At 53.9% G+C, this 19,591-nt stretch carries 14 protein-coding genes; 10 read left to right on the top strand and 4 right to left on the bottom strand.

Annotated elements, in window-relative coordinates; genetic code table 11:
• Nucleotides 1–99: 99 nt before the first annotated feature.
• Both NCG89_RS06820 and NCG89_RS06815 read left to right on the top strand, forming a co-directional pair.
• Complete coding sequence (locus NCG89_RS06820) at nt 100–459, top strand: hypothetical protein (protein ID WP_251089011.1); 360 nt, start codon at nt 100–102, stop codon at nt 457–459.
• Between the two features lie 195 nt (nt 460–654).
• On the top strand, nt 655–3,654 hold the full coding sequence (locus NCG89_RS06815; RefSeq protein ID WP_251089010.1) for a hybrid sensor histidine kinase/response regulator: 3,000 nt from the start codon (nt 655–657) through the stop codon (nt 3,652–3,654).
• Between the two features lie 65 nt (nt 3,655–3,719).
• On the opposite strand, the gene NCG89_RS06810 is transcribed toward NCG89_RS06815, so the two are convergent.
• The gene (locus tag NCG89_RS06810) at nt 3,720–4,199 is read right to left on the bottom strand and encodes a response regulator (protein WP_251089009.1); all 480 of its coding nucleotides are present in this window, start codon (nt 4,197–4,199) and stop codon (nt 3,720–3,722) included.
• A gap of 1,059 nt (nt 4,200–5,258) precedes the next feature.
• Complete coding sequence (locus NCG89_RS06805) at nt 5,259–6,131, bottom strand: EAL domain-containing protein (RefSeq protein ID WP_251089008.1); 873 nt, start codon at nt 6,129–6,131, stop codon at nt 5,259–5,261.
• A gap of 578 nt (nt 6,132–6,709) precedes the next feature.
• On the opposite strand from NCG89_RS06805, the gene NCG89_RS06800 reads away from it, so the two are divergent.
• The 8 genes from NCG89_RS06800 to NCG89_RS06765 all read left to right on the top strand — a co-directional run bounded on the left by NCG89_RS06800 (nt 6,710) and on the right by NCG89_RS06765 (nt 16,775).
• A complete protein-coding gene (locus NCG89_RS06800) occupies nt 6,710–7,345 on the top strand; it encodes a hypothetical protein (RefSeq protein WP_251089007.1) in 636 nt (211 codons plus the stop codon).
• 109 nt (nt 7,346–7,454) lie between these two features.
• On the top strand, nt 7,455–9,071 hold the full coding sequence (locus NCG89_RS06795; protein ID WP_251089006.1) for a ShlB/FhaC/HecB family hemolysin secretion/activation protein: 1,617 nt from the start codon (nt 7,455–7,457) through the stop codon (nt 9,069–9,071).
• A gap of 455 nt (nt 9,072–9,526) precedes the next feature.
• A complete protein-coding gene (locus NCG89_RS06790) occupies nt 9,527–12,667 on the top strand; it encodes a CheR family methyltransferase (protein WP_251089005.1) in 3,141 nt (1,046 codons plus the stop codon).
• Nucleotides 12,667–14,001, top strand: coding sequence for a sensor domain-containing diguanylate cyclase (locus NCG89_RS06785; protein ID WP_251089004.1), 1,335 nt, complete (start codon nt 12,667–12,669; stop codon nt 13,999–14,001). Before NCG89_RS06790 ends, NCG89_RS06785 begins: the two co-directional genes overlap by 1 nt.
• A 309-nt stretch (nt 14,002–14,310) precedes the next feature.
• Nucleotides 14,311–15,063, top strand: coding sequence for a Crp/Fnr family transcriptional regulator (locus NCG89_RS06780; RefSeq protein WP_251089003.1), 753 nt, complete (start codon nt 14,311–14,313; stop codon nt 15,061–15,063).
• A gap of 198 nt (nt 15,064–15,261) precedes the next feature.
• The gene (locus NCG89_RS06775; RefSeq protein ID WP_251089002.1) at nt 15,262–16,038 is read left to right on the top strand and encodes an EAL domain-containing protein; all 777 of its coding nucleotides are present in this window, start codon (nt 15,262–15,264) and stop codon (nt 16,036–16,038) included.
• A 121-nt stretch (nt 16,039–16,159) separates the two neighbouring features.
• On the top strand, nt 16,160–16,384 hold the full coding sequence (locus tag NCG89_RS06770) for a hypothetical protein (protein WP_251089001.1): 225 nt from the start codon (nt 16,160–16,162) through the stop codon (nt 16,382–16,384).
• A 196-nt stretch (nt 16,385–16,580) separates the two neighbouring features.
• Nucleotides 16,581–16,775 (top strand): hypothetical protein, encoded by a 195-nt coding sequence (locus NCG89_RS06765; protein WP_251089000.1) that lies wholly within the window; start codon nt 16,581–16,583, stop codon nt 16,773–16,775.
• A 149-nt stretch (nt 16,776–16,924) separates the two neighbouring features.
• Here NCG89_RS06765 and NCG89_RS06760 read toward each other — a convergent pair whose 3' ends face one another.
• A complete protein-coding gene (locus tag NCG89_RS06760) occupies nt 16,925–18,400 on the bottom strand; it encodes a transglutaminase-like domain-containing protein (RefSeq protein ID WP_251088999.1) in 1,476 nt (491 codons plus the stop codon).
• Complete coding sequence (locus NCG89_RS06755) at nt 18,393–19,301, bottom strand: alpha/beta fold hydrolase (protein WP_251088998.1); 909 nt, start codon at nt 19,299–19,301, stop codon at nt 18,393–18,395. The genes NCG89_RS06760 and NCG89_RS06755 overlap by 8 nt, the downstream gene beginning before the upstream one ends.
• Nucleotides 19,302–19,591: the final 290 nt, after the last annotated feature.

The raw sequence follows: 19,591 nt of genomic DNA, 5'->3' as shown, positions 1-19,591 counted from the left end.
TTCCCGCTGCTGAATTGCCGGGTTTTGTTGCGCTTGGCCTTGCTATGCCGGGTGTTGAAGCAGGGCAGTGGTACATGGGAAACAATGGAGGAAAATAAAATGATGATTAAAGCCAAGCGAACGCAATTGCTGACGATGATGACTTTGCTGTTCAGTTTGTCGGTTCCGGTTATGGCGGCTGAACGGGAGTGTACGCCCCTCGGTGACGGCCCGGAGATTCCCGATGGTGCCGCTGCGACGGAAGCGGAGCTGGTGACGTCTCAGAAGGCGGTTAAAGAGTATGTTGCCCAGGGGGAATTCTACATTCAGTGCCTGAAGGCAACGGAAGTAAAGTTGGGTGAAGACATCACCGAAGACCAGCAGCAGCGGATCTTGCTGGCCTATGACCAGACCGTTGAAAAAATGCACCAAACTTCGGAGGCCTTCAACGAAGCCGTGCGGGCGTTTAAAGCCAAATAGACAGAGGTCAAAAAGCTGGGGCGATGTGGCTGAGCAGTGCCGAATCGACCGGAAATTTGACGGTTGTTAAAACAATCGGTCTTTTCGCTTGTGATGCCGGTGCTCGCCTTGATTCGCGCCGTTAGCGAGTTGCGTCTGTGCGGTTTGCGGGCCACTATGGGGCTCTCCAAAGGGCGTGTTTGCTAGGCGGGGTGAATGCACTACCAGAATAAAATTTTGCTGCGCGTGCTGACTCTGTTTGCGGCGCTGATCGGCTTGTCTGCCCTTGCCTGCGGCGTACTGTTCCAAAGTCAATACGACCAGTCTTTGCGTTTTCAGCTGGAGCAGTTGGAGCGAGTGCGGGACGCCAATGTCGAAGCGTTGGAAGATGAAGTCAGTGCCATGGGGCGTCTGCTCCTGGCGATGAAGCTTGAGCTCATTGGTAGTGGGCATCTTGCTCCCGGCCAGCCTGTTAATCGGGAAGCGTTGGAAGCATTTTTTCGCCCCTATTTTGAGATGTCCCACCTTCTGTCCCAATTGCGCTGGCTAGACCCGCGCGGGCAGGAACAGGCCAGGTTAAACCGTGACCCCGGTGGCGTGTCTGCCAGCGAGAGACTACAAGACAAGTCCGAACGCTATTACTTCCGGGAGGCGCTGGATTCGCCCTCGGGGGATGTTCATGTATCGCAAATCGATTTGAACATTGAAAACGGCGCGATTGTGCAACCCTATGAGCCTACTGTGCGCCTGTCGATTGGGACTGGCGAGGCGGAGGGCCTGCGCCGTGGTGTGTTAGTAATGAACTTCAATCTGGCCGCCTTGTTTGAAGCAATTTATGCGTCGATCGGTGAAGGGCAGCTGCTACGCTTGTTTGATCGCCGTGGCGCCCTGCTAATTGACACCGGCGATGCCGGCGGTGCCTGGCAATCCTTGATCGAGATGACGCGGGGCACAAGCTCAGAACATGCAGTTGATCTTCAGGATCTTGAAGGGGGCTCGGTTGAGCCGCTCAGCGGTCTTATCGAGGAGGGGCCCCGTCAGTACTTGGTAGCCGTCGAATTCACCCAGGATTATCGGCAACAACTCCTTAAACAGGCGGCAAGGGCGCCGATTTGGCTTTTTGTGGGGCTGGCTGTGCTGTCTGCTGCAATTTGTGCCTATATTTTCCGCTACGAACGCCGTCTGGAATCCCTCAATGGCTTGTTGGCCAATCAGGTGGCGCAGCTTCGCCAAAGCAGCGATTACAAAAGCCGCTTTTTCAGCAATATGAGTCACGAGATTCGTACCCCCCTCACTGCAATCATCGGTTTGGTAGAACTCATGGATCGCAACCGTGATCCGGCCTTTATCGATCGCAATATGCCGGTGGTCATGGCGTCGGCAAACAGTCTGCTGTCGTTGATCAATGACATTCTCGATGTCAGCAGGGTAGAGGCTGGCGGCATGCACTTGGAAAATGTGCCGGTGTTGATCAATGAGCTGATTGATAAGTCGTTCCTGCTGTTTGCCGGCGATGCGGACAATCAGGCACTGCGGCTCGTGTCAGAGGTCGATGATGAACTTTTCGAGGTGCCGTTTTACGGCGACCCCCTTCGTTTGTCTCAGGTGCTGAACAACCTGATTGGTAACGCCATCAAGTTTACCAACGAGGGGGTTGTTCGGGTGGCGGTGTCCCTGGTGGATGCGTCAGAAACCGTCGGGTCGGTCGAAGTCGAAGTGGAAGATACCGGGATCGGCATGAGCGAGGAGGTGCAGGCGCGAATCGGCAAAGCCTTCGAGCAGGGCGAGAGTGTGATTGCGCGCCGCTATGGTGGCAGCGGATTGGGTCTGGTCATTACCCAGCAGCTGCTCGAGTTGATGGGCAGTACCCTGGAGTTTGAATCGACAGAGGGCCAGGGGTCGCGGTTCCATTTTCGTCTGAGTTTGGCCGTAGCCAGTCGGGGGCGACAGGTTTCCAAGGCCAGGTTGCACAGCCTGCCCGAGCGGGTGATGGTGGTCGACAAAAACCAAAAGATGCAGGAGCTGCTGCGGCATTGGTTTGAGGCGCGCGGCGTTATGATCGACTGTTTTGACTCTGTCAGGGAGGCCGTTGATGCCTATGCGGCAACAGTAGAGTCTTCTAATGCCTACCAGTACGTTCTTATGGATGTTGGTTCGGAGGGGTTGGCCTTTGCGCGCAAGCTGGACCTGATTGCGAACAATGCAGACCGGGAACCGCTGGGCAAGTTGTTGATTGTTAGCGATACACAGCTATCCAATCTGGGCGAACTGGGGGATATCGCCCAACTGACCACCCTTGCAAAGCCGATCAGTATGTCGGCTGTGATTGATGCGCTGGGCGCGCAGGTTGTTGAAAAGCGCCGCCTTCATGGTGCGGACGACAAACACCAGGCCTTGGAACTGTTGATGAAGCAACTGCGCACCCGTCTTCAGCGCACGGTCGCACCGCGGATTTTGGTGGTGGATGACAACAGCTACAACCAGGTCTTGTTGCATGAATTATTTGTCAGCTTTGGGCTTGATGTTGTGCTGGTAGACAGCGGAGCAGCAGCGGTAGAACAGGTTAATCGCAGTCGTTTTGATCTGGTTTTTATGGATATCCAGATGCCGGAGATGAACGGCTATGAGGCGACCAAGGCGATCCGTCGGCGCTTTGATGCTGACGAACTCCCGGTGGTGGCGATCTCTGCGGCCAGCTTTCAGGATGATATTGAACGGGCCAGAGACAGTGGTATGAACGACCACATTGCCAAGCCGATCAGTACAGTGACCCTATTGCAGACCATCCTTAAATACTGGCGTCCCAGGGCAGCGGAGCCTCGCGCCCCCGCTGAAGCCCCGGCGCAGCCGGGTGATGCCGGCAGTCACCCCGGTCCAGTGGAGCGACTCTTTCTCCTTGACGACTTTCAGCCGGAAGAAACGGTGTATCCAATGATTGGCGCGGCAGCTTACATTCGGGTGGCTGAAGCGTTTGTAAAAGGCGTGGAGAAGGATATGGTGGGATGGCGGCGCGGCCCGCTAGACGGCGCTGCAAAGCGTCGCCTGGTGCATAAGCTGGTGGGCGCGGCCGGGACTGTCGGCGCGGTAGCGCTGGCCCAATTGACGGCAGAAACTCGCCAGGCCTTACGACAAGATGAGGGGGCAAGCGTTGAGGCGTTGCTGGATAAAACAGAGGAAACGGTCGCGCAGCTTAAAAGTATCCTTGAGCTGTCATAGTGCTCAGGGGGCAAGCGGTGGCTGAAACGTCGGTTATGGGTGGTACTGATTTAGGGGCTGAGGGGCTAGCTCAGGCCCTTCAAGCTGATTTTGTGTTCCGGGATGAGGTGGGCGTTCACGCGCATTAGCACTCTGAACACGCTTGCAGGCTTGGTAATGTAGTCGACGGCACCGGCCTCAAAGGCTTGGGACTCAAATATGAGTCCTTCATAACCGGTGAGGAATATCACCGGAATATGTTTAAGCTTATCGCTTGCCTTAATGCGTTCGCAGACTTTAAAACCGGACAAATCGGGAAGCTCTACATCCAGTAGGATGAGATCGATGTCTTCTTCCTTGGCAAGCACGTCGATAGCCTCTGCACCACTCTCTGCAAAGATCAGGCTTGATGCATGCTCCAGAGTGACCTTCAGCGAGGTAATGGAGGCAGGTTCGTCATCAACGATGAGAATTTTTGCTAGTGTGTTGCTCGACATAGAGTGGTTCCAATCCTGCACCGGAGGTGAGGCCGTATCAGAAGCGCCTCGTCCATTAATCGATATCATGTTGTTGTCCCTTTCCAGTATAGTGAATAGGCGAATCATTTAGAAATGCCTTTTTCCGAAGTTGCTTGGTCGATCAGGTTGGCAATGTCGTAATTTGTCTGCCGGTCGCCATAACAAGTACAGCGTGCTGGGAGCTATCGCGGAGCACGGATTCAAGCGAGCCGTTCTGTTGTTCAACATAATAAAACATCGGTATTTCCCGCGCAGAATTTGCCTTACTTTACCGGCGCAAAATTGATATTTCTCAATGCGCTCCCCCAGTGACTCTGTATACTGGATTCCAACAACACGAATACGTACTTTTACTAACGTAATGGAGTTTGCTGTTGAGCGTTCGGTAACGGATGTATTTCCACCGGCTGTTTCGCGGTGCCGAGAACGGGTGGGAGTTGTTGTAATGAAAGCGGTACCTGTTGATTTTTAAAGAATTTAATTTTGCTCTCGGGAAAACCTTGAGCTGAAAAAGCACCCCAACCTGTCTCTACAGGTTTTCCCCCTCTTCAAATCCCCTCCTGAAGAGGGGGTTTTTTTATGTCTGCTATTTACTTCCTTTTTGAGCGCGCTACGCACTCGAATTTACCGAATTCATTTTATCCTCTCGGCAGAGGCACAAGCGCTGGATATGTAAATTAACAGCACATGCCCTGATGGGAATACCACTTCCTTATGCCTGCCATCCCCGCCGCTGCTCGGAATAAATTGAGCCACGGCTTGCTAGGGCTTGTTCACATTGCGGGCGGAACAGTATCTGTCGGGGCGGGACTTGAATTACGAAAGCCTGAGTGTACGACCGGTCAGAGGGGTTGCCGAAGTATCGTTATACCCGCGAACGCGCGGTATTCAGTATGTTGATAACGTATCTGAGTTTTCTGGATGCCCGCGTTCGCGAGCATGAGGATACAAAAGCTACTCTGGACAGTAGTGCGCCTTCGTTGGAACGACAGTCTGGGTGATAGTTGTCTGCAGTCAGTGTCTTTCAGCCTGTTGGCGGCCTACATGGTGGTGGCGGAGAGAGGGTGGGGTGCTTGCCCGGACGATAAATTCCGGGCGGTTATGGGGTCAGCCGACAGCGAGCGAACTTTTGAACGTTTTGTTGCGGCAGAGAATGGCAGCGAGCTTTGACCAGCGCCGATTCCAAGAGGCGATGTAAGTGCGATTCATCGGGTAGGCAATCATAAAGCCCTGGCAGTCAAAGTTGCCGAGTGCCTGAATTTTTTCCCAGACGCCGAAGTCTTCTACACCTTCGAAGATGACTTCGTAGCCCTCGCGCTCCCAGCGAAGAATTTTGGAAATCACTCGTTCACCATTCACGATTTCGTTCAGATCTTCGAGATAACTCTGGTGAATTTTGATTTTAGAGAAGGGTAATTTGTCCAGGCGCTTGTCGGTGGCAGCGTCATTGCCATAGTTGTTGAGTGAGAACTTCACTCCGTAGCTCCGTAAGTTGGCGATCCGGGCGATCAGGGAAGAACCAATAAATGGATCGGTTTTTTCGGAGATTTCAAGACAAATTTGATTGAGTGAGATTTCCAATGATTGGGAATGAGTAACTAGCCGCTCAACGAGATCGTCGGTGATGTCGTCAAGGCGAATGTTGAAGTGGATGGGGGCGACAATGTTTTTTCCTCGAAGATAACACAATGCCGCAAAAAGCTCGTCGACAATGCTGAAGATATAGTCGCGGGTGAGGCAGGGGTCGTCGATATCCATGATGATTTCTGTTGGCGAAACCAGCCCATAGCGAGGCGACTTCCATCGACTAAAGGCTTCAAAAGCAACGTATTTCCCAGTCGTTGAGCTGACAATGGGCTGATATGCCAAGTGAAGCCTGCTCTGCCTGAATGCGGCGACAACATCCCTTTCAATGGTGAAAGCGTGGGAGTGATTGAGCAGCGAAGTGTGTCTGTCGCACAGGTCGAATTTACTTTCCATGGCGGCCCTCTATGAAGCGTCTTGTTGTAAGTGTTTTGCCTTAAGGCTCGGTAATTAAATAATGTGTTTTTGAGAATCGCTAGATGATTTTTTGTATTTCAATTGAATATTGATAAATAGCAAAATTAAAATTTTGACGAGTTTTGTTATTTCTAATTTGTTGTTTTTGTTTCCTCTGGATGCGCCTAGTTTCATGGGGTGCAGGTTTCAGAATTGTTGCAACTATCTTGCTGATTCGCGCCTTATCTATCCCCTCTAAGTCTCGCAGAGTGATTTTTGCGTTATATCAATAGAAACTCATTCCGGTTTCGTCAGTGCTGGTATTTACGGATTGCGAATGTATAACTACGTCTGCAGGTCGAGCGCAGTCTTGCGTTTTTGCACCTGAAACTGCGGGTTGGGATAGCGATTGAGGAGTCGCTGCCCAGCTCAATTTGTCTCCGGCAACGGCCGGAAAAATGCATCAGGAGAATGTTATGCAAAAGCTTTTCAAGAAAGTTAAACCCGTTGTATTTGTTATTGCCGCAGCAGGCGTTTCGTCTGCCAACGCTCAGGGCTTGTTAAACCTAGGAGGAAGCTTGGGACTGTCTAGCGTCACCAATGTGACGGGTAATCTGCTCGGCAGCGGCCTCGGTCTGAGCAGCACTGCAGATATTGCCCTTGGCGCCAACGCCAGTGTGGGTGATCTCGGTGGTGTGACCTCCCTTGTTTCTGGTCTGGTTGGCACCGTGGGTTCTGCCGCTGATCTCAGCGCGGTAACCGGGTTGGCCGGTTCGCTCACAGGTCTGGCGGATATTTCCTCTGTGACCAATGTGGTAGCCGGTGTGACGGGTAGTGCGGCAGGTGTAGGTGCGCTGCCCGGTTTGCTCGATCTCGGCGCGGTAGGTGGTGCCACTGGAGAGGCTTCTGCTAATTCCGCTGCGGGTGGCGGTTTGCTCTCTGGTCTGACGTCGCTGGCCGATTTGTCTCTGGTGGGTGATGTTGCCGGCACGGTAACTGGTCTGGTGGGCGGCGCTGATGCCTCCCTGGTTGGATCGCTGGTCGCCGATGTGACCAGCACTGTGGGTATCGGTGATGTGTTGATGGGCAGCGTGGGTGGTAATGCCAGCCTGCTGGGCTCATTGAATACCGCCGCTGCCGATTCGGCTGAACCTGCCGAAGCGCCTGCTGAAGACACCGCGGATATGGCCTCGGCCGACGATGCTGCGATCTAAGAAAATGTAAGTGAGGTAAATGCGGTAACTGCAGTATCCGGCGGGGGTTTTCCCCGCCGGAATATAACGAAGGCCAGTTGATAATGGCCAATGCTACTCGGGGATTATTATGGCGATAGATATGTTGCCGGCGATGCAGCCGGTGGAAATGAATGACGCGACATTTACGTCGTTATCAAAAGACAATGCCTTTTATCAGGCTGAAGTTGCCGGCCTGAAAGTTGTCGTCCTCTCAGCGCCCTATGTGCAGCCGAAGGATTTAAAGGTCCTGGCTGATGCGGCCAAGAATCCCTCCCAGTTTATTTTAGGATTGAATCAAGTTTACTACCTGCGCGGGAATCTGCTGGTGCAGTTGGCCTACCGTCAGGTCGGTACAACCGTATATGTCTATGGCGTGCAGTCGATACTGGAACGCTTCGAAGCGCCCAATGGAATTGAGGGTTTTTTTGAATCCCTCGAAGGGGATCAGGATTTAACCGTTGCCGAGTATGAGCGTCGGCGGGTGCTTGCCAATATTCAATCCGGCCGTCAGGGGATTAATTATGGTGTGACCTATAAAGTGTCTGCCGATCTTCGTCGCACCTCCGTGAGCCTTGCGCCGCGGGAAACCGATCTGGATACCACGTCGTTCACTGTGGATGTGGGCAATCAGGGCAACCGGTTTATCGGTAGGAATTTTGCTCATGCGGGGTTGTCAACTGGCTTTGATAACGGTGTGGAGGTTCGCTTTGATTACCATAAGGCGTTGACCTCCATAGGCGATGCCAACGAGGACAATGAGTACGACGGCATTGTATTTGCGGCTGACGTGGCGACCCGCGCCGGCCTTTACGGTATTGATGTCACTAATGCGGAGTACCGTCGCCTGGTTACCGAGCGAAGCGGGGGCGGCTTGGGCTGCGGCTTTTTGGGATCTTGCAATCAAGAAGTGGTGTTGCTCGATCTGGATGCGGAAATGACTCGGGTTGGCATTAGCGGCCAGCAAATCCTGAAGGCAGTGCCGGGAAAGCGTCTGACAATAAGTCAGCGGCTCGATACCATCAGTGATGAAACTGAAGATTTCCGTCAGGGGGTGATTCTGGATGAATCCTACCGTGTGGCTGAGCTGGGCACGAAATATGTGACCGCCGGCTGGGGGCGTAATCGTAAGGATAGCTTTCAGCTTGGTTTGTCGGTTAAAAAGGGCTTCGGCGGGGATGGCGGAACCTTTGAGGCCATTGATGACGAGACCGTCGTTGGACCCGGTCGCCGTTCGGGCGATTTCATCATCGTTGCGCCGTCGATCGCGGCGGCATTTGACGTGAGCGAGCGCGGCCGTTTGAGTATGTCGCTTTCCAGTCAATTCGCTCTGGATGAGCAGGTGCCTCAGGCCCAGCAGTATGCGCTGGGTGGTATGTCCAGCTTGAGCGCCTACCTTCCTGGGGTGTTGGTGGGCGACAGCGGCTATTACGGGCGGCTGAGCCTGGGCCGAACGCCGGCGGAAAGTGGCTTTAGTATCAGCCCTTCCGTATTTGTGGAGATGGGGTCCGCACGATTTGAGAATGTCACTGGCGAATTGGACGAGGAGCGCCGAATCTCCAGCGCGGGTGTGGGTTTGCAGCTCAATGCGGGTAAATCCGTTGAGCTGAGCGTGGTGGCTGCCCGAGGGGTCAGCAGCAATCTGGACGACGACTATCTGGAAGAGTATGAGGTTGACGCCTTCGCCAAACTCAAAGTCAAGTTTTGAGAGTGGGGCGGCAATCGGGCAGCGGTGTTACCATGGGTCTCCTGATAGGCCCCGAATCCACCGAAGAGGATTCGGGGGTGCATCAGGAAAACGCTGTGACCACACAGGTGACTGTGGAGGAAGGTGCACAGCGACATGCACGAACCCGATCATACTGGGGGCTGTGGAGGGTGTCCAGTTCACCCGGGTTGCGGAATTCCGCTATGCCGGGTCGTTAATTTGATATTTGTCAAATTAACGTGGTCGTTCATTCTGCCGCCATTCCCAGTAGTGAACGGAGTGGCATAATTGATAAGCCCTAATGGGTAAGTTTTATGTGTGGCATTCTCGTCGTGGTTAGCCAGCGTGGGGGCTGGCAGAGTGGGAGTGTTTTGGGCGTGGTGGTTGCAAGGGCTTGCTCGCGGTGCCTTTGTCTGACTGCCTGACGTGAAGTGATTATATTGCAAGGTGGCCTGATGAGTCGTAAGTCGGAAACAGACGAAGATAATAACGTAAGCGTGGAAGGCGCAAAGGTGGAGGAGGTGGTGACCGAATCCGTCGAGCCGCTGGATGGCGCGCAAGACGTCGAGCCCGATGGTTATTTTAGCGACGATCAGGAAATGACGGAGATCATTCGGCGCCAGGAGGACAAGGACGGCTTGATTGTCGTCGGTGTTGGCGCCAGCGCGGGCGGTCTTGAGGCCCTGCAGTCCATGGTCTCCAAGATCCCGGAGTCATCGGGTCTGTGTTTTATTATTGCCCAGCATTTGTCGCCCTCTTATCGCAGCATGATGGTGGGGCTGCTGGAAAAAGATTCCACCATTCCCGTGGTGGCTGCCGCCGATGGTATTGTGCTGCAGGCAAACCGCATCTATATCTGCCCCCCCAATCACAATATTGAGTTGGCCTCCGGCGACGTTATCCGGCTGACCAGCTATCCCGATGTGCGCCATACGCCGAGGCCATCGGTGGATATGCTGTTTGAATCCATTGCCATGGTGAAAGGCGAGAACGCCGTGGGTGTTATCCTTTCGGGCACCGGTAGCGACGGCGCAAGAGGCATCCGCACCATCAAGGCTGAAGGCGGTATTGGCATTGTTCAGGACCCGAGCTCAGCGAAGTACGACGGGATGCCCAACGCGGCGTGCAACGCCACTCGCATTGACCTGATTGTGTCACCCGATCAGGTGGGGCCAGAAGTGCTCGAGCTGCTCGCCTTTCCCCGGGTGCGCTCGGAAGACCCCGACGCCATTATCTCTCGTGAGGTGTACGGCTCGATCCTGCGGCTATTGAAAGTCCACTGCGATGTAGATTTTCGCTTGTATAAGGAAAACACCATCCTCCGCCGCATCGAGCGGCGCATGGCGACGCTGAAGATCAAGAAAGCGGTGGATTACCTGACTCACCTGCAAAATCATAAGGAAGAGATCAACTTTCTGTTCAACGAAATGTTGATTGGTGTGACCTCCTTCTTTCGGGATTCCCGGGCTTTCGAGCTGTTGCGCTCTGAGCTGGAAACCTACATCAAAAACAAAGAGGGCAATACCCTGCGGATCTGGTCTGTGGGCTGCTCAACCGGTGAAGAAGCCTACTCCATTGCGATGATTGTTGCCGATATTCTGGGCGACAAGTTTGAAGAGTGGAAAATCCAGATATTTGCGACGGACATCGATAAGCGTTCGATCGCCTTCGCTCGAAACGGGGTTTATCCAGAAGTAGCCGCCCAAAATATGCCGCAGAAAATTCGCGAGAATTATCTGACGGTGAAGCAGGATCAATTTGAGGTAGTAAAAGGCATCAAATCACGGGTGATTTTCTCTCTCCACGATGTCAATAAGGATCCACCGTTTCTGCGTCTGGACTTTATCTGCTGTCGCAACCTGATGATTTATTTCACAGTTGAGTTGCAGCGTCAGCTGCTGCCGGTGTTCCATTACGCGCTCAAGCCAAAGGGGCTGTTGATGCTGGGGCAGTCCGAATCTATCGGTGTGTTCCAGGAGCAGTTTCGTCCCATTTCCAAAACTGGCAAGCTCTACGAGAGTGTCTACGTTGGAAAATCCATACCGCCAGAGCGGCATATTCGCAATGTTTTTCATGTTGAGGATATTGATCAGCGCAGCATCCTGCCCTCGGCTGTAGTGAAAAGCAGTTCACCCAGTCGCAGCACCGACGACCTGTTTCCGGAGGTGATTGCCAGTAAGCTCAAGGAGCTGCTGTACCCCAATTCAATCGTTATTAATGAAAATCAGGACATTGTTTACGTGCAGGGCGACAACCCCCTGTTGGTTCGTCCCGAGGGTAAACCCACCAATAACATCTTTAAAAACTTGAATGGCCGCTTGGCGGTGGATTTGCGCTCGGCGCTGCACGAGCTGGATAACGGCAAAGAAGTGGCCGATACCGGCTACTTGTCACTGGATGTGAGCGGCGAAGACCATTGGGTCAAGCTGGTGCTGGTCAAGGCCATTCTCGGCGGCCCTCTGGGGGCGTTGACAATCATCTATTGCAGCGTGGAGTCACCCAGAGCACTGCCCATCAGCGCCGGCGAGAAATCGGCCTCTTCGGAAGCAGCTTTGCTGGAACAGCAGCGCTTACTGGCCCGTACTAAGGAGCAATTGCAAAACGTCATCGAGCAGTTGGAAGCCTCCAACGAAGAAATGCAATCGATGAACGAGGAGTTGCAAAGCTCCAACGAAGAGCTGCAGAGCTCTAATGAGGAGCTCGAAACCACTAACGAAGAACTGCAGTCCACTAACGAAGAATTGCAGACAGCCTATTCGGAACTGCGGGTCGCCTACGAAGACAAGGAAGCCCAGCAAAAAGAGTTGCTGAAGCTGCGTTCTGAACTGGAGCAAGCCAACAGTCTGCTTGAAGAAGCAGAGCGTATCGGTCGGACGGGGTCCTGGTTGTGGGATATCGACAGCCGCAAAATCAATTGGAGCCGCGGCTGCTATCGGATTTTTGGTCTGGATGAAAAAGTGTTCCATCCGTCCTTTGAGGCCTTTATCGGGGTGGCGCATCCTGAAGACCGCAACCGGCTTGAGCAGCACCTGACGGATCTACTTCATAACCGCGCCCGTCAGCCCTTTATCTTCCGGGCGCAAGACAGCGATCGCAATACCATTGTGGTGTCTATGGAGGCCCTGGTCTCCTTCAACGATCTAAAACAGGCCACCAAGGTAATGGGCAGCATTACCGACGTGACCGAGCGTATTTCTTACGAGCGCGATACCGTTCAGCAGAAGGACAAGATTGGCTTTATTCTCAACAGTAACTTGAATGGAATCTACATTTACGACATTCAGACGGAAGGAGTGGACTACAGTAACAGCCGTTTCCTTGAATTGCTGGGTTATGACATCGAAGCCTCAAATGAAGAGGTAATCGGCGGCGAGTTTCTAGAGTTGTTCCACCCGGATGATCAGGAAAAGGTAATCGCGCTGTTCGAGCGAATTAAAACCAGTCGCCCTGGCGAGACTTTCAGCCTGGAATATAGTCTGAAAAAAGCGGATGGGGATTACCTGACGGTGTCTGCCAACCACACGGTGTTCCAGATTAACGACAGCAGCGGTGAGGCCGAGCGCATTCTTGTTAACTTTTTTCCCGGGGCTAAGTGATGCGGATGCCGGCGGATGGCAATATTTCGGAAGCAGTCACTAAGGCCTTGTCGGATATGGACGAGCTGTCCTCATCCCACAACCTGCTGTGTTCGAATCTTGCGGCGATGACGGATGAGTTTGCCGCATTTGTTTGCCCCACGCCGGTAATTTTAACCACTGAAAACCTCCGAATTCTGTACATGAACGCGGCGGCAGAGGTCATTTTTGGCAAGCGCAACGTGGGGGCTGTGCGCAGCCTGCGCTCTGAGAATCTGATCAGCTATGTGATCAGTAACACGGCTGCGTTCATCGAATGGGTGAACGAAGAGCCGGATACCGGCTTTGAGCTGGTACTGCTGGCCCGCAATTTCACGCGCTTTCTGGTGTTTGTAAAGAGCCGGTACGTGGATGACCGTAAACTTTATGCCTTCAGCTTTGTCCCCAGTTCCGTCTTTATGTCGGATTCGGTAACCAGTCAGGCGTGTCAGACGGTTTTTCAGTATGCGCGGGTGGCGATCTACATTACCGACGAAAGCCGCCATATTATCGCTACTAACCCTGCTTTTGATGAGCTGTTTGAAATGCCGGGAGCCCATCTTGTCGGCAAGCCAGATGAATTGCTCTATGAAGAGGCGGGTGGCAGTGCGGTGCTGGAAAAGGCCCTGTCGACGGTGGATGAGCGGCGCTTTTGGAAAGGCCGAATCAAGGCGGTCAAGGCCAACGGCACTGACTTTATGGCCAATCTGCATGTTCTGTCGACGCCGGGCGCCATCGGGGTTGGTGGTGCCGCTTATCTGTTTATGCTGGAGGATGTTCAGGAACAGGTCGATATCGAGAACTCTCTGCGCCAGGCCGCCGAGACCGACTCGTTAACCGGGCTCAGCAATCGCGCCGGTTTTGGCAAGTATTTTGAGCAGGTGTTTTCCGAAGCCATGAGAAAGGGGGAGAGCCTGACAATCCTCTTTTTTGATCTGGATGGCTTTAAAACCGTAAACGACCGGTACGGCCACCCAATGGGGGATAAGTTGCTCAGCCTGGTGGCGAAGCGCTTGCGGTCCAATTTGAAGCAATCGGATTTTATTGCCCGGATGGGCGGCGATGAATTTGTTATTGTGATGCAGTCTGATAGCGAAAAGGCGGCGGCCACCGCGGTAGCATCGAAAGTATTGGAGAAATTGGCTGCAGCGTATTTTATTGATGGTGTGGAAATTCGGTGCACCGCCAGCATTGGGATCGCCACTTACCCAAATGATGGTACCTCTGCGGATTTGATCCTTGAGGCGGCAGATTCGGCAATGTATCGATCGAAGGAGTGTCGGGGCAATACGTTTACGTTTTGCTCCGATTTCTAAGGAAGGGTGATTGCCTGTGAGTAGAATGAGGAGGATTGGCAGGCGGGGCGGAGTTGCTTTGCCGGTAGCGACATGATTGAACCTCAATGTTTCGTCTGACTTTGTGGCGATTCAGTGGCGGAAGGCGCGCAGCATGGCTGTGAGGCTCAATAGGTCCATCGGTGATGGCGGCCACTCTTTATTGCCTGCGAATTGTTTTTATCAATTCCCTGGCGGTAGGCATTAGCGGTACGGGGTTGGGTTCGCGTCATTGTGGCAATGACGCGACGTTGCCTTAAATGTTTTAGGTCTGAGAGAACGATGACGAGTATGAGTGGACGACTAAACATCGACACCTCGCGCCCCAAGGGTGGGCTTGCGGGTGCCGGCTCGTCGTCGGTCGGAAACTGCTCCTCCTGCGTGCATCGTTTCTCATGCCTTCCCAAGCCCTTGGTGGATGGCCCCTATCTGCCAATTTTTGAAAGTGCCATTATTGCTGAGCACAGCATTAAAGAGGGCGACGTACTCTTTAGTCACGGTACCCCCTTCCGTTCGGTGTATGTGGTGAAATCGGGGTCGTTAAAATCGACCTACGGCGAAAGTAGTGCCGTCTCTGGCTTTTTCTTTTCTGGCGCGGTGCTCGGGATTGATGGCTTTACCAGTGGGCATTACTCGGGCGATTTGATCGCACTGGAGAGCAGCCGGGTGTGCGAGGTGTATTTCGAAAAACTGCTTGAGCTGTCCGTTCGCTTTCCCGATTTACAACGACATGTTTTTCACCTGCTGAGCGAGCATGTTGCAGAAGTGTTGCGTATGAACAGTGTAATGCGCAGTGGTAGCGTTGAGCAGCGCACAGCTGCATTTTTGATAGGTATTTCAGATCTTTACAACAAGCAGCGGCTTTCTCGCTCGGATGTAGTCTTGCCTATGTCTCGGCCGGATATCAGCCAGTTTCTCGGTGTTTCGCCAGAGTCCCTCAGTCGGGCGCTGTCTGCCCTAGGTAAAAAACGCTTGATCAAAGTCTTCAATCGACGGGTTTCCTTCGTCGATATCGATGCTCTTCGGGATTTCTGTCAGCCCTGACACCGTGGTGGGCAGCGTTGTCCTAAGTCTCAAAACGTGTTTTTGCGTTTTGTCAATTTATCCATCATTACCGAAGATCCGCTGTGGAAATTACTTATTGGTCGCGCTTAACTAAGATGGCAAGTCCGGGCTGTTGGTCATGCAGTAACACATACTGCTGCAATAGTCACAAAAATGACATGTTATCTGGGGGCGGGAATGAGCAATCTGCAAGAAGTTGAATTGAACGATTTCCGCCCTCGCCTGGCTGAGTCAGAAGTCTACTTAAACTACTGTAATCACAAGATGAGTCAGCGTTTTGTGCCGATGGTCGGTTTGCAGGATGGCCGCATGGTTGCGGTGTATTGCGAGACGAAATGGCGCAATGAGTCCGATCGTCCTACTGATCCGTCGGCGCTATTGGAGTTGGTTTTCGGCACGCTGTTTTCGGTCGCGGATGACTTCCAAAAGGCTGCGGATGGCTGTCCCCTGATACTGTCGGTGCGCTTTAGTGAAGTCACTAGTCTGTTCGTCGACAAACTGTTCAGTGCGTCGATCAAGGCGGGAACGCCATTGTCAAAAATCGTGCTGGAGCTGTCGGAAATTCGGGAAAGCAATCTTACGCCAGACCTGATCAATAACCTGCGCATGTTACGCCGGGTCGGTGTGAACCTGGCGATGCGAAAAACTTCTCGCCTGGTGACCCCCGACAAAGTGATTACCCAGCTGCCGCTGAATATTGTCAGCTATACCAAGGCGGCTATTGATCCCGGCGGCGGCAGCCGAGAGGAAAAAATGGCCGCCCTCCAAGCGCACAAAAAGGCCGGGGTGTCGGTGGCGATGGATGGTGTGGATTTTGTCGGGGAATGGCAGGCCGCCCGGTCGCTTGGTGTGGATTTTTGTCAGGGCGAGTTTGTGTGCCCATCGGTGACCAAGAGTCAGTTGATGCGCTGGTTTGCCGGCTGGAAAAAGGTGTCGGTAATTTTGTGTGCATGAAGGGCGCACTCGTTCGCGGCCTGGCTACTGCCAGTTTTGGTCATTAAATAACAATATGCGACGGGTATGGTTTGGGCTGTCGCATGGAAAATGAATATTTGAGGTGAAGGTGAATACATTCATGAGCCGGATCAGTGCGGAGGAGGCGTGGTTGCCCAGCGCCTCAGACAAGCGCGGGGTGGTGCGCACCGTTACCGTCGAGGGCGGCGCTGATGGGGCCGCCTTGGCCACACAAATTCCCAACTGCCGACTGCGGCAGGGCCGTCGAGCGGCCAGCACCATTGATGCCCGAATCGAGTACCTGCGCGAGCAAATCAAGGCATTGCAGGACCTGAATCGCCGCTGATTGCCTGGTCCTGACTTACGCAGGGCGCCTATAGTCTGCCTTCCTCCCCGTCCTTTTTGCCGCTGACTTCGGTCGGAAGCGTGCAAATTTCATAAACCTGTCACACTCCTGTCATATTTTTGCCGCAGAATGCCCCCATCCGCAAATAGGCGGGAAAGCATTTACTGGCGATGGCCAGCGTACTGAGGTTTGGAATATGTCAAAAGTAATCAAGGCTGTATTGGCAAGTGCTCTTTTGTTGCCCCTGGCGGCCCTTGCCGAAGAGCCAGTCAAATTGATGGAAGAAGTCACTGTTGTTGGCGCTGTGCGCTCCAGTGCCGCGGTTCAGGTCGCTGATATTGATCTGCCTGGCGACGAAGCCCTGGCTGAGATGCCTGTAGTTACCGAATAAGCGGTAATTGAATAAGGGGCTGTCAAATAAGTCGGTGCTGAATAGATCGGTGCTGAATAGATAGCCCCCGAGGAATGCAGTGGTCACCCTTGTCGCGCTTTACCGGCTTACTCCTTTAGGCTCCAGTGGTTGGTCTGATCTGGCGCCTCTCAGTTCTCCTCTGCTTTTTTACGCACCTGCATCGCTGAAATAACCTTCAGCTGGTGCAGTTTTGCGTTCATTTCGATTAATGCAGATGCCTCACCCTGGCTCAGGTCCAGAGTGATGTATCCGGCATTGAAATCGCCAAGTGCGCTGTCGAAGCTCTGCCAGCGTGTTCCTGTCCAGGCCTGAACCCACATATGGGGTACGAAGACGAAGCGGCGTCCGAGAAAACGGTCGTTATTGTAGGCCAGTCCCAAGGCAACTCGGGTTGGAATGCCAGCAGCCCGTCCCAGGCTGGCCAGCACCAGCGCGTGCTCGGTGCAGTCACCTGTGCGATTGGTCCAGGCTTCGGCGGCATTGGCGTAGCCGGCGTAGTCGGCCACCTCGCTCATATGACGGGTAACCTGGCGGCTGAGGCGAGTCATAACGCTAGCAACGTCATATTCACGGCTGTCCCGGTAGGGGGCGGCGATTGCGGCGAGGGCCGGGTCCAATGGATTGAGCCAGTAACTTGCCTGGAGAAAACCGCCTAACGCCGAGGGTTCAGGGGGCGCTTCCTGACCACACGCTTCGCACACTTCAATCTGCCACCCGCCTGCAATCGGGGTCACTGTCTGCTCGCTCGTTGTTGGTGGGCGCAGGCTGTCAGGGGCGTGGATCTGATAACGGATGGTGCCTGCCAATGCGTTCTCGGTGATGCGATAGGGCGAGCGAATCAGATGGCGGTATACATGGGTTTGCGGTGTGAAGTCGGCCAGTGCGCACGCCTGATCGCAGCGCTCCATGGCGAAGGCTTTGCCGGCACTTTGGCTGTACTCATTCATTACAATAAATTCGGCATCGCTAAATAACGTGCTTGCGGGTGAATGCGCGTTATCTAATCGGCTGCGTTGCAGGCGCCAGCGAGGGTTGTCGGTACTCGCCGCGCCGGACGCGCCGAGTCGCTCCGCCAACAGCTGATACCGCTCAAAGCGCATTTCACTGAAACTCCAGTCACTGTAGCTCAGCTGCCGCTGGTCACCCTGCTGGGCCAGCAGGGCCAGTCGCCGGCCCTCGGGCAGCATAAAATCCGCCGGTAAGGTAAAGGTTTGTGGCCGGTCGCCTTTGCTCTGGCGAACGACGAGAACGCCGTCATTCACCTCGGCGCGCATTTCGGCATTGGCGCTGTCCGTCGCTAAGCGTTTGGTAATCGACACGGGGGCGCCTTGGCGAGTCTCTTCGTAGCGGAGGTGAGTCTCGCTGTCGCTGATGCCGGTGCCGGGCTGCTGCAGTTTCAGGCGCATCCAGGATTCGGTCACTACCCTGTTATTGTGCGCGGTACGCTGCCGCTGCATGTGCCCAATTTTACTGCCGTCAAAGCTGATCGTTTGCCAATGGCTGGTTGGCATGGGCTGGTAGGACGGCGCCGCGGCGCAGCCCCAGAGCAAGGAAAGCGCCAGGGTCGCGCCCCAGGCGCGGGGGTGCAAATGAAGTCTATTCATCACAGATGCCTTGCCGGTTTAGCCAGGTCTGACACATGGCGAACAGCCCTGTTGGGTCCTCCTGAATCGCCATGTGACCGACGTGAGGTATCGTGCCAGTCTCGACGTTGGCGGGCAGGTTCTTTGTCAGGTGTCGAAAGTGATCCAATGGGTGCATGTAAGATTGCTCTGCGCGCAGCAGTAAAGTCGGGACCTGAATTTTCTTCAATGCCGACCAGGGTGCAAAGGTGGAGCAGAAGTTCTGGGCCTCCCAGCGCGGGTCGTAACGCAACTGAAACTGATTCTGGTCATCCTGCTTCAGCGCGGAATGGGCGTATTCTCGCATAGCCTGTTCGGTGAAGGTTTTGTAAACCGATTTGCTTCGCATACTGGTGTGGAAGTGCTCCACCGAGTCCCATTGGTTGCGCCGATTTTTTGCGGACGTTACCAGTTTGTGGTTGCGCATCATGCGCCTCAATATGGCTGGCGGCAGCCGCCAAATGTGGCGGCCGGGTGGGCCGGCGGGGTCCACCAGGATCAGCGCGCGAAATAGATCGGGTCGTTTGCTGGCGGCAATGGCGGAAACCGTCCCCCCAATGGAATGCCCGATGGCCACGACTGGGGCGGTATCCTGTTTAGTGCGACGACGGTGGTTCAGTAGCGCGATCATATCGTCGGCGTGAGTGTTCCAATGAAGCTGTGGCGGCGGTGCACTCGCTGACCAGATGCCGCGATTCTCCAGGGCAACTATTCGGAAGTTGTTCTCAAATTGGTCTAAAAAATGCTGGTAAGCAGCAACTGAGAAACCGTTTGCGGCTGAAAAGTGCAGCGTAGGCCGTGGTGGAGAGGTGGCTGCGTTACTCTCGCTTTCGTAGTAGCTTGCCTTGCCGCGGCCAAAATCTTCATGTTGTTCGATCAGCATGGGCTAAACTTGCTGGCAGAAATAGTATGTCGCATTATACGTGCCTTGTGATTTTGTGTTTGCCGAAATTCTTGGCTTGAGCGTGGCCGGTATGGGAAAGCATTTCTTTTACGCTGTCCAGTCTGGTACGGGGTTTGCTCCGGTTTGCGGTAGATGGCTTGGGTCACTATGCCCCGTTTGGCCTGTTGCGCATTTCTTTTGGTGTGCGCGCTTGATGCAATTTTGATTTCTCTAATGAGCGCGTTTTGTGTTTTTGTGAGGCAAAAAGCACAAACGATTTTTCTCAAAAT

It is taken from the genome of Spongiibacter taiwanensis (genome assembly GCF_023702635.1).
GTDB classification, from domain to species: domain Bacteria; phylum Pseudomonadota; class Gammaproteobacteria; order Pseudomonadales; family Spongiibacteraceae; genus Spongiibacter; species Spongiibacter taiwanensis.
The sequence above is the reverse complement of the archived record's forward strand: the minus strand, read 5'-3'. Positions and strand labels throughout refer to the sequence as shown.